The organism is Paenibacillus sp. FSL H8-0168 (assembly GCF_038592955.1).
GTDB classification, from domain to species: Bacteria; Bacillota; Bacilli; order Paenibacillales; family Paenibacillaceae; genus Paenibacillus; species Paenibacillus polymyxa_B.
Genome location: NZ_CP151948.1, coordinates 3,692,244 through 3,705,724 on the forward strand (window position 1 = coordinate 3,692,244; position 13,481 = coordinate 3,705,724).

Annotated in this window: 1 protein-coding gene; it reads right to left on the minus strand. The window is 47.9% G+C overall.

Annotation, left to right across the window (positions count from 1 at the left end):
- Positions 1 to 30: 30 nt before the first annotated feature.
- Positions 31 to 13,431 carry an SDR family NAD(P)-dependent oxidoreductase gene (locus tag MHI21_RS16370; protein ID WP_342418533.1) on the minus strand — a complete coding sequence of 4,467 codons (13,401 nt, stop codon included), beginning with the start codon at positions 13,429 to 13,431 and terminating at the stop codon, positions 31 to 33.
- Positions 13,432 to 13,481 lie beyond the last annotated feature (50 nt).

A 13,481-nucleotide genomic window follows, 5' to 3' on the forward strand; every position in this document is an offset into this window, starting at 1 on the left:
TTCTATTGCCTCCCAGCACGTAGAAACTTCTCATTTACGTATACATATATTGAGGATTTCACTGGCAGCCTCATCAACAGACAGGGTATCGTTCATCATTTCATCCAAGAGTCTGCCGCACAATATATCATCAAAGTCTACATCGCTCTCACCTTGCGAAAATAATGCATAGGCTTTTACTTGATCCTTGCTTTCAGAAGTCCAGTAATGCTCTTTAGCAAAAGGGTAGGTAGGCAGGCTGATACGGTGAGGCATCTTCCCTGTGTAAAGTTTTTTCCAATCCAAATTTATCCCTTTAGCCCACAGCTCCAAAAGCTTGGTATATTTCTTTTTGGAAATCCAAAGATCGATCATTTGTTGCAAGTCTTCGTCCCCCGAAAAAATAGACAACGATTCTCTGTTGCGTTTAGCCTGTCCCCTATATAGGTTGAGCATGTTATGACGTCCATCCACAAAACTCTTTAATTTTTCCTCAAGCTCTGCGGTAGATTCCACAAGTACGGCTAAACGCTCCTCCATCGCCTCGCGCCCCACCTGAAGCGTGTAAGCAATATCCGATAGGCTTGCGGAGGATAGCTGACCCTGAAGAGCATTCAGCAGCTGCCGTCCCTTTTCCTTAAGCTGCTCCTCGCTCTTGGCTGACAATACGATCATAGCAGGTCCCTGAGAGTCGGATTCTGTTCCAGACTGTTCTTGATACTCGGGAATATACTCTTCAATCACGATATGGGCGTTTGCCCCGCCTGCACCAAAAGAAGATATTCCAGCTCGTCTTGGATATTCTTTTGTGATTCCATCGCTTGTAATTACCGGTCTCTTCCATTCCTCCAGGCTTTGCTGAACGATAAAAGGAGTATTGTTGAAATTAATTTCAGGGTTCAACTTCCTTGAATGTAAGGATGGTACTAGCTGGCTGTGCTTAAGCTGCAACAATATTTTAGTCACTCCTGCAATGCCTGCTGCACTCTCACAATGGCCTATATTCGATTTGACCGCCCCTATGGCGCAGAACTGCTTATCCTTTGTGAATTTTTCGAATGCCCTTGTCAATCCTGCAATTTCAATAGGATCTCCCAGAGCTGTACCGGTTCCGTGGGCTTCAATATAACTAACTGTCCTTGCATCGACATCCGCACGCTGGAGCGCTTCTTCAATCAACCAGGATTGAGCTTGAGGGCTAGGTACTGTATAACCGCTGGTTTTACCTGAAGCATTAAGCATGCTCCCTTTGATAACTCCATAAATATGGTCGCCATCTGCAATGGCCTTCTCCAGCGGCTTCAACACAATCGCGCCGACACCCTCTCCGTCGACAAATCCATCTGCCTGGTCTCCGAATGACTTACATTCACCCGTTTTAGAAAGCATCGTCATAGCCGACAGCTTGATATAGTGGATAGGATCTACAATTAAGTTGACTCCCCCGGCAATGGCACACTCGCTTGTACCGCTATACAGACTTTCCAAAGCCAAATGGATCGCCGTCAATGAGGAAGAGCAAGCGGTATCTAAGGACATACTCGGACCTTGGAAATCCAAATGATAGGAAACCCGGTTCGAGATGGAATTATATTGAGGTCCCAAACCGTAATTTCCGTTCATAACACCTGCAAATACACCGACTCTTCTACTCTCACAAAGATTGGCAGGGGTATACCCAGCATCCTCTATGCTTGCATATGCTGCTTCCAGGAACAGTCTTTCCTGCGGGTCCATTGTTTCGGCTTCTGCGGGAGAAATTTTGAAAAATAGCGGATCGAATAAATCAATGCCTTCGATAAAACCACCCGATTTCGTATAGATTGTGCCCCTTTTCCCTTTTTCTTGGTCAAAGTAGGTCTTCCAATCCCAACGGTCTTTCGGAATTTCAGTTATGCAATTTTTACCTTCTCTTAGATTGTTCCAATATTCCTCTATATTACGAGCTCCCGGATAGCGTCCTGACATCCCAACAATCGCAACATCCCTGATATTGGAGGATCGTGTCGTTGGCTTTTCCATTGTGCTGTCAGAAGGCTTAAGGAAACGCCCTCCCCGGTCAAACCTCATCGGGACAGTAGCGAGTAATTGCGAAGCAGGGCCCTCTTCAACTCTGGAAGTCTCTTCGGTCAACTCCTGTTCCTTCATTCCTACCAGCTTCTTCAACGAGTCCTTTTGCGTTTGAAGAAGGTATGCTACTAGATCATCTATGGTGTTGTACTCAAAAAACAGCGTGCTGGCAAAATCTTCGATGACTTCACGCAAAACATTTGTGATTTGCACTACCAATATCGAGTCAATTCCATACTCTTCCAGGGCTACCGTTGAGTCGATACTTCCCGGTTCCATTTTTAGCGTCTCACCAAGCAAATGTTTAAAGTACGCCGTACTTTTTTCACGCAGCACATGTTCTACCTCTGCTTGTGCTACCTCTATTTTGGGTTGAGTTCGTTGTTTCACTGATACCGTCTCTACGGTTCTTTTCTCTATCAATATTGATCTTCGTTTGTGCTGTCGCTTTTGCCGAACCAAGCCATCGCTTTGGGCTGCAACAATCTGCTGGCCCCAATCATGCGCCTCTTGCGCCGGGAAGAACGCTGCATGGAAACCTTCTTTGTCCAATACAGTTTCCCATATTTGAGGGTGGAGCCCTGGGCATCCAGGAATACGCCATTCCGGATCCTCATACGCCCACCAACCATCTAGCAATCCGAAGGTAAGGTGGGTAAACACGCTACTACCTGTGATTTCATTGAGCAGGAGCAAGCCGTTGCTTTTCAAAACCGCTTTAGCATTACGTAACGCCTGACGGATGTCTTTTGCGGTATGAAGCACATTAGCGGCAATGACAATATCATATTTCCCCGTCTCAATACCTTGCCCGGCAATAGGTTCTTCAACATTAAAAATCTGATAGCTGAGATACGGATTATGCGGCCCATACTCTTTTTCCGCGTGCATCAAAAAGGCTTTGGAAATATCGGTATAGCAATATTCCTGAATGTGTTTGCGATATGGGCGTAATTTCAGGAATAGCGTAGCACTGGTCCCTCCGGTGCCCGCGCCGATTTCCAGAATTCTGATTTCCGCAGCGGCGTCGGCCATAATCATCTCCTGGATATAAGCGGCAGTAGTATCGGCAAGTACCTCATTAAAGTAGTCCACAACCAGATTATTCTTATAAATTCCTTCCACTAGTTCCATTGAGGAATTGGGGAAGATGATTTCGGTCGCAGACGATTTTCCGGTAAGCACTTCCGGTAAAGCTCGTAGCGTTGTCTCAACCAAATTGACCCTTGCTCTCATCTGCGGATATTGCAGCCAAGTACGCTTGCGCTCTTCCCATTCCTGCCAGACATCATCTCGATCCGTCAAGCTGGAGTTTCTACCTGATAGGTCGTTATCCATCTGTGCCAAAATCTCCATGCTCTCTTTTAGCCATTTGCCATATAGCTCAGGAAGTCCGAGTTTATTTTTGAACTCGTCGACGGACTGACGATCTGTCCCTGATAACCCCATGGACAAGAGCTGCTCCCGTAACAACCTGCTTAGGAGATGTTCCATCTCCCTTTCCTGGAGGTCGCCCATATCGTCTGCAGCATAGTTTTCGATAAAATGGCTTCTTGATTGTATTGCTGTAGCAATATTTTCCTGAATATCCCTGAGATTCGGATCCGAATTAGGCGGGTAGAGATCAATCTCTTCCGTCGGATTAGTCCCTTCCATCTCCAGGTGTCTTGTTGTTTTCATAAGCCCCATTTGGTCTATCGGTGAGGCAAGAAGCGTCTCAAGCGCCTCCATCCCCTCCTGCGGGTCAATGAGCCCAACACCTATTTGTGCCAGTCTGGAGTAATTTTCTACCTCCTGCCCTCCATTTTGAGAGGCATTGTTTTCGCCGCTCCCCCAGTATCCCCAGTTCATGACCTTCACTGGACAACGCCATTCCTGCGAAAGACGATGCGCAAACGCGTCTTTAAAGGTACTTCCGGCAGCATAGCTACTTTGTCCCGGATTCTTTACATAGGTAATCATGGAAGAGAAGAACAATACGAAATCCAACGGCTCATTTTGGAAGACCTGAGCCATGCGTACACTGACATCAACCTTTGCTGAAAGCCCTGACCGGAGCTCTTCCTCCGTCAAATCTTCCAAGCCCTTCTCCAAAAATGAAATAGCTGAGTGGACCACTCCGTTTATGTTGGAGTACCGCTGTTTTATTTCCTCATATGCCCGCTGAAGCTCCCTTTCGTCTGCTACATCCGCCGTGATATAGCATGGAACAGGTCCCAGGCCTTCAAATCCGTCCAGTTTGGCCTGGATAGAAGCATCCTTTTGCCTTCTGCCTAGCCACACCATCTGGGCCTGGTAGGTACAGGCCATATACTTGCTCCAAGCCTCTCCGATAGTGCCGGCGCCCCCGATGACCACATAGACGCCTCCGGTTTTATATAGCGTCTGTCCTTTTAAACCTGAAGTCTGTTTGAATGGGACCAAGTGCTGCCGGTACCACTGCCCATTTCTGAAAACCCACATCCGTCCTTGCCGGTCCGAAGGCAGCGTAAACATATCGGATAGCGGCCAGTCATCATCGGATTGCAGGTCAAGAATACGGATTTTCCAGTTCGGATATTCTTTGGCCATGGTGCCTACCAGCCCATGAAGACTTGCGTGAGTCGGGTTGACTGTATCGTTCTGATCCATCGGCTGAGCTTGATTGGTTATCGTTGTCCAGCCTAGCTTTTTCGTCCCGTATCCCAATAGAAGCATCGCTTTGACCATTCTAAAGAAGAGAAGGACTCCCTGCTCCTGTTCCTTGATCAAGGATTCGGCAGTCACCGATTCGACGGAAGCGCAGGGTGCAATCCACAGAATATGGTCAACGGCTCCATATTCTTCTACCTTTGAGGCAACTGTTTCAATGGAATCGTGCGCTTGAAGCTCCAAGAAATGCGCCCTAGGATAATACTCCCGGATGGCCTGTCGGTCTTTGTCAGTACCACCTGCAATGACCAATCGGTCTGTCTGTGACGGGGAAACGACATCTTTTTTTACAGCAGCCGGGTCCCATTTCGGGATGAGCATTACGGATCCTACAAGCGGGTCGACGGCACTTTCTCCTTCTGCTGCGTCTTGTGCATTTTCAATGACGACTTCTCCGTCCAGCGCCCGGGTGGATAATCCTGTTATTCTGACGCAAATAGTTCCTTCCTCATCACACAAGTCAATATTAAGCTTCTGTACCTTGTCTTCTTTCTTGCTGCCCTCGCTGTATTGAATCAACGACCACATGGTCGGGGTGCATGCCCCATAAATCTCAATCTCTTGGAGAGCAAACGGCATATGAGGCGTAGCTGGTACAGCGCTACCCGGTAGCCCTTCTTTCTCTTGGCCCATGATTAGCCCGATGGATGCATGCAAGGCCGAATCCAGCAAGCTGGGGTGAAGGACCAAGCTGTCCGCCATATTAGAAATGAAGGAAGGCAATGCCAGCTTGGCTAGCACCCTGCCCGGATGTGTATATACCTTCTCCACACATCTGTATGCCGGGCCATAATCCATTCCCATTTCCTCGAAGATTTCGTAGCATTGCGATCCGTTAAACCTGTGTTGACCAAAATCTGCCTGTAACGCCTTAAGGTTTAGTCTCGGTTTTTGCTCTACGCAAACCTGCACCGCATCACCTTGGCTATGCACGGTATGCCCTCTTTCGCTTCCTACTTGCCCGCTATACACTTCAAAGCTGATTTTTCCGGTGTCTTCCAGGGATAGCCTGGTGTGTACAGGAACTGGCTGGTTGTCCACCACAATGGGCCGAATCCAGTTTACATTTTTCAAACGGATTCCTGTTGTGCTGTTGTCCATATCTCCTGTGGAACGTTCTACAGCCGCTCGTACCATCTCAAGATAGGCTACGCCAGGCAGAACCTTTTGGCCTTTCACAACATGATCCTTGAGGAAAAATTCCTCGCCTGTAAACGTTGAACTGAACCGCTGCTCCAGAAAGTCTGAAGTGTTCTGATGCAGTAAAGGTGTCAAAAAGGAAGATTGGGACGAAGCGGCTTCTGTTATTGCGGCGCTCTTTCCCTCATGTACGGGTATCCAATAGCTTTCTCTGGCAAAAGGATAGGTTGGCAGACTCATCCTGCGAGGCTTCACATCCTCATAAAGCTTGTTCCAATCCAAAATCAGTCCCGTAACCCAAAGTTCAGCGAGCTTTCCATACTTCCCTTTGTCCACCCATGCATCAATCATTTTAGCCATATCTTCATCGACTTCCTGAGTGACAAGCCCTCCTCTATTACGCTTTACCTGTCCTCTATACAGCTCTTCTACGCCTTCCTTTTTTTGCAGGAAGCCTTCCAATTTCCAATCAAGCTCTTGGATGGATTTTGCAATGATCGCCAGACGTTCGTCCATCGCTTCCCGCCCAATTTGCAGCGTGTAGGCGATATCTGAGAGACTTGTATGCGGGTCATTCAGCTCTCTGATTGCAGACAGCAATCTTTGCACCTGCTCGTCCAGCCTTTCCTTATTTTTGGCCGACAACACGACCATGACAGGATTCAGGGATGTAGGAGCAGCTTGCTGCTGACTAGCTTCTTCTGGAATATATTCTTCGATGACCACATGAGCGTTAGAGCCCCCAGCACCAAAGGCCGACACTCCTGCTGCCCTTGGGTATTCTCTGGTTTCACCGTTGATGGCAACTACAGGTCTTTTCCACTCTTCTAACCCCTGCTGAACTTTAAAGGGACTATCGCTGAAGTCGATATTGGGATTTAAGGTATTTGCATGTAGCGAAGGCACGATTTGTTTATATTTCAACTGCAACAGCACCTTTGTCACCGCGGCGATACCAGCAGCACTCTCACAATGCCCGATATTAGACTTCGCCGACCCGATTGAACAGAACTGCTTATCCCCGGTATATTTCCGGAAGGCCTTCTGTAAGCCTGCAATTTCAATCGGGTCTCCCAGTGGAGTTCCTGTTCCATGGGCTTCTATATAACTGATGGTTCTGGGGTTGATTCCTGCCTCCTTAATTGCCTGACCAATCACACGGGCCTGTGCGTTGGGGTTAGGTACGGTATAGCCGTTGGTTTTTCCCCCGTGGTTCACTGCAGTTCCTTTGATAACTCCATATATGCGGTCTCCGTCTGCTATGGCTTTGGCTAATGGCTTGAGCAGCAAAGCCCCGACTCCTTCTCCCGGTACATATCCGTCTCCCTGTCCGAAGCTTTCACATCTCCCATTGCTTGATGCAAAACTTCCCTGTCCCAACAATAGGTATTTGTTAGGATGGATGGAGACGTTAACCCCTCCTGCTACTGCCAGTTCGCATTCTCCATGCTGTAGTCCATGACAGGCCATATGAATTGATGTCAGTGACGAGGAGCACATAGTATCTACAGCGATACTTGGCCCTTGAAAATTACAAAAATACGATACCCGGTTGGCAACCGCCGAGGCATTCCCGAGAAGTCCAATCATCCTTCCCTTGGCTTGTTCCTGGGCTCCATAGAGTTGATACTCATGGTACATCACTCCGACGTAAACCCCGACATTGCCTTCTATGCCGCCAAGCTCCCGCTCTGCACAAAGGGTTTCTCTCGTATAACCTGCATCCTCTATCGTTTCATAAACGCATTCCAGGAATAAGCGCTCCTGCGGGTCCATCGTTTCCGCTTCCCTTGGCGAAATATTGAAAAACAACGGGTCAAACCAGTCCACTCCATCGATGAACCCTCCCCACTTGCTGTAGGTTTTCCCAGGCATGCCTCTGTTTTCATTAAAGTACAGACTGTGATCCCAGCGCCCCTTGGGAATCTCTGTAATGCAATCCTTTCCATCCCTTAGGTTTTCCCAAAACTCTCGGATACCTAGTGCTCCCGGATATCTTCCTGACACGCCGATAATTGCAATGTCTAGTGCCTTCTTCTCCTGATGTGGCTGTATACCTGTCGGGAGAAGCCATGGGCGCCTACGATTAGTCGATATCGAAGTCAAAGGCTCTATGGTTGCTTTTATAGGTGCTTTCGGGCCTGCATCAGGAGCCGTATTCTTCTCTGTCGCTTCTACAGCATCAATCAGCCGACCGCGATACGTTTCAAGGAAATAACCCGTCAATGACCGGAGATTTTGGTATTCAAAAAATAATGTTTTCGGTAGTGAGCCGAAAGTCTTTTCCAATTCATTGGTAAGCTGCATAACCAGTATGGAGTCAATCCCATACCTGTCCATTGGTGCATTTACATCTATACTTTCAGCGGGCAGCTTGATCACGGTTGAAAGTACCGTTTTCAAATAACCCTCCGCTTTTTCCCTTAGCCATTCTTCTCCGATAAGCGGTGCTCCCTCGCTTTCCATTACAGATCGGCCTGAGACATCAGTTTCCGAGAGCTGGCCTAAAATTGCCGCTTTAATCCTTTGGGGATATCCTTCGATCACCATAACCTGACTTCTGCCGGAAGACAGGCTTTGATACAAAGCTTTGATTCCACTCTCCGTTTGCATGGCAATCATGCCTAGGCCTTGCATCGCCCTTTCCGTTTCCAGGTCGACATGCATACCTCCATCCTTCCACAGAGGCCAGTTTATCGACAGCGTTTGCCCCTGGCGCTGCTTTGCTGTCACCAAAGCATTTCGATAGGAGGCATAAGCATCCATAAAGCCATTAGCAGCGGAGTAGTCAACCTGTCCTACATTGCCAAGGCTTCCTGCGCCCGAAGAAAATAAGATAAAGAAATCCAGGGGCAGGTCTCTGCTGGCCTGGTCCAGATTCATCACCCCTGAGACCTTCGGAGTCAGCACTTCTCTAACCTCTTCTTTAGTCTTCTTGATGATGAAGTTGTCCCGAATCACTCCGGCTGTGTGCAAAATACCGTTAAGGCCGCCAAATTGCTCGACGATGCCATGAATTAGCCCGGTAACCGATTCGTTGTGGCCCACATCTGCCTGTTGGTACTCTATATGACCACCCAGCGCTCTCAGTTCGTTTAACAGAGCCTTTTGGTCCGCAGAAAGTGATGACCGACCCACCAATATGACGGTGGAGTTTTTCACATTGCGCACAATGTCTCTGGCAAAAATAAGCCCCAGACCGCCTAAGCCACCAGTAATGAGATAGATCCCACCATCTCTCCACGGCAGGTCTGCATCTTCACGTAAGGCTTCAATTTCTTGCCATATTAAAACCTGTCGTTTGTCCCCTTGGTACCGTATCCGTTCGTTATACCGGCCACTCCGGTTCCCTTGTAGTTTCTCAATGATTCTTTCGACATCATCCTCCACATCAAGCTCAAGCAACTGACCCATGACATTCGGATTTTCTTTTTGAGCGGTTTTCAGCATTGCAGAAAGCCCGGAATAAACCTGTTGGTCCTTCCGAGCGTGGGTTGCCAGCTGTATCAAAACTTTCTGTTTGGGTATGTCTAGCAGGATACTTTGCAATTCTTCAAATATCTGAATGGTATAATCTTCAAACCGACCGTCCATATCCGCGCTGGAAGACTGTAAAACAAGGCAGCGAGTACCATCCATGTGGGCTTCAATATCCTCCCCGGCGATACCATCCACTTCACACAGGATCACAACATACCGGATATCTTCGTTTGCGTTCACCCCTGCGGTGACAGGCATCTCCTGCCAGACAGGTTCAAGCATCAGTGTACCCATATCCTCAGTGATGCTGGCTTGTCCCACATCTCCTTCCAACGCTCTGGATAAAAGTCCTTTGAACTGCACGCAAATCTTTCCGGTCTCATCGCACAGATCAATATCCACCTTACTTAATCCATTCGACGTCTCTTCACTCCCATGTTGCGAGATCCGGGCCCACATCACTGGAGTGCATTTTTCGGATATCTTCAGTTCCTCCAAAGCAAAGGGTAACGCAGGCTTGCCTACAGGCAAATTTTCTTCCGAACCCATTACCAAGCCGATTGTGGCCTGCAAAGTTGAATCCATCAAAGACGGATGCAGAACAAATTCAGTTTGAGTATGGAGTACAGAGGATGGTAAGGACAGCTTGGCCAGCACGTAATCCTTTCCTCGGAAGATTGCCTCAATACCACGGTGTGCCGGTCCATAGTCTATCCCCATGGCTCTGAAAGCTTCATAGCATTGGCTTGAAGAAAGTGGTGTACGGGTACATTCTGCCCGTAAGACATTCAGGTCCAGATACTGTAGCTCGCCCGCCCTCTCCAACACAGCGACTCCCTGACTGTGTATAATGCCCTCAGCATCGGCTCCTTCCATCCCGCTGCATATTTCAAACGCAATCTCTCCATTGTCCTGGGGATATAGACTGATGAGTACCCTCACCGGTCCGTCTGCTACAACCACAGGCCGGGCCCATACGATATTTTTTAGCCGAATATGGGTCTCGCCTTCTACTACAGCCCCCACTGCCTCTTCTACAGCTGCTCGCACCATTTCGAGGTAAGCCACCCCGGGTAATGTTTGTTGACCCTTGATTCTGTGGTCTGACAGGAAAAACTCCCGGCCCGTAAAAGTAGAGCTATAACGTTGTCCGGAGAGGTCGGAAATATTCTGATGCAACAAAGGATGAATTTGGGCAGTCATAGCTGGATTTACACTGCCTTGTCCAGTGTCTGTTTCGGATAACCAATAGCGTGCCCTTTCAAAAGGATAGGTCGGCAGACTGATTCGTCTGGGCTTGGTATCTCCATAAATTGCGTCCCATTCAATGCTTGCGCCATTGGCCCACAATTTGGCTACCTTATCAAGTCTTTTTTTCTCAGTCCAGGCCCGAACCAGGGTTCCGGTGTCTTCGTCCGAATCCAAGAGTTCGATTCCGCTACCTGCATAGTTCACACGGCCGATCAGCACTTTTTCCGACGAGCTTCCGTTAATAAAAAGTTCAAGTTCATCTATCAGATTTTCTCTTGAATCCGTCAAAAACGCGAGACGCCAGTCCATAGCCTCTCTTCCCACTTGCAAGGTATAGGTCAGGTCCGTCAGATTAACGCTTTCGTGCAACTTAACAAAATTCATCATATCTGCTGCATAGGTTTTCAAGGATTGTTCACTTTTAGCGGACAGCACAAATAGTCCCGGGTTGGCTTTACCCACTGGGGGTAGATTCACCGCAGAGACTACAGGAACATATTCTTCAATAACCATATGAGCGTTAGTGCCGCTAAATCCGAAGGAACTTACGCCCGCACGCCGGGGTACTCCCGGTTCGGGCTCCCAGCTTTGTAGACCGGTGTTAATGTAGAACGGGCTATTCTCCAGAGAAATATGCTCATTTAAGGATTCGAAATGGATGGTAGGCGGCAATTGGCGATGCTTCATGGCCAGCAGCACTTTCATCACACTGGCCACCCCGGCCGCAGTCATCATATGACCCATATTGCTTTTCAGTGACCCCAATGCGCAATAGCCCTTCTTGCTTGTATAGGATCGGAATGATTCCGTAAGTCCCTCCACCTCGATAGGATCACCCAGCTTTGTTCCTGTCCCGTGGGTCTCGACCATGGAGATGGTTTCGGGATGAATGTTAAACCGTCGATATACGTCTTTTTCCAGCGAGATTTGTGAATTTACACTTGGGGCAGTTATTCCGTTGGTTTTTCCATCCTGATTCATTCCCCATCCCCGAATAACTCCATATATGGAGTCCTTGTCTCTGACTGCATCAGAGAGCCGCTTTAATAAAATGACCCCAACTCCTTCTCCGGGGACAAACCCGTTTGCACGGGCATCAAAGGTAAAGCACCGTCCATCCTTGGACAGCATTCCTGCCTTGCTAGTCATAACATGCATTCCCGGACCAGCCATAATCATGACTCCGCCTGCCAAAGCAAGGTCACTTGTTTCTAAAAGGAGACTGTTGCAGGCTTCAGCAATGGCCACCAGAGAGGAAGAGCACGCGGTATCAATAGCCAAAGAAGGACCTTTCAAATTTAGCAGATACGAAATCCGAGCGGATAGAATTGAAGGAGACCCTCCCATGAGAACCTGCGCATTTAACCCCTGCCCACTCATGGACCTCCCATAATCACTGGCTGCACAACCTACAAAAACACCGCATCGGCTCTCCGACAGTGAGGCTGGATTTAATCCGGCATCTTCAATGCATTTCCAGCTGCTTTCAAGAAACAGGCGCTGTTGAGGGTCCATCATCTCTGCTTCTGCAGGGGATATATTAAAGAACAACGGGTCAAATTTATCTACATCCTCTAAAACACCCATCCATTTGCTATAGGTTTTTCCCTGAGCCTTGGGATCGGTATCGTAATATTCATCGATTGACCATCGCGTTGAAGGGATTTCCGATATACAATCCCTTCCCTGAGCTAGATTGTCCCAAAATTCAGCCAAAGTCCTGGATTCGGGGAATTGCCCTGCCATACCAATAATCGCGATAGACTCCTTATGTTCCTGACCGCGCGGCATATCTGGCATAGCTTTTTTAGAATCAATATGCTTGACCGTTTTGTGGGAATCATTGCTATTCGGCAGCTGTCCATAGGCGAATTGAATCCGTTCTTTAACTTCTTGCTGATTCACAAACGTTTTATCCTGCATTTTTATTTCTTTTTCAATAGTAGCCGCCAGCTTTTCTCTTATCGATTGAGCCATATGGTTTTTCAGCTCAATTAATGACTCCCTGGGAGACTCGGACAATTTTCTTGCCAGCTGCATGGCGTACGGCACCACTTCATTCCTCGGTACAACTGGAAAAGGAACCCCTTTGGTTTCCAGTTCCGAACCGCTATATCTAGTACCTGTAAATAAAATTTCCTGTGCCATACTAACCCCGAATTTCTCAGGGAAAATCAGGGTTGAACCCGCTCCGGGGGTAAAGCCGTACTTCATAAAGTTAGTAGTATAGATGCTTTCCCGACTCATCACGATAAAATCGCAAAACATCCCCATGCACCAGCCAGCACCAATCCCATGTCCCTGCATAGCAGCAATGACGGGCAGCTTGCAATCCAAAGCAATCTTGTAAACATTGGTATCGCTATATTTCGCCTTTCCCTCATGGATAGCCAGCAATCCCTCTTGGGTGCCTCCTGTGGCAAAGTAGGTGTCATATCCCGTCAGAATCACAACTTTATAATTCTCGTTAGCCTGCACTGTCTCAAACGCCTGATTCAGGCCAATAATCAGTTCATCGGAAAATGTATTTTTGTGCGCCGTGTCCTTCATTTTCAACAAGACAATCCCGTGCTCAAATTCCTGCAATTCAACCACAGACTGTACCTTTATTTGGGGGGCGCTTATCTCCTGCCCATCCTCCGGCGTGTGGAAGCTGTCCAATGGTTGCAACGTGAAAGCCAGTCCTTCTGGTAATTCCTGTGGACTGGCTTCCAATGATTCATCCGGGAGCTCGCCAATAAATTGAAGCAATTGTTTTTCAGCATCTTCATAATTTATTTCCCCTGCTTGCACCGCACGAAAAATATCTTTTGAATCCATAAACATGTCCTCCTAGCTGTATGAAATAGGACAAATACCGTGTTGGCTGT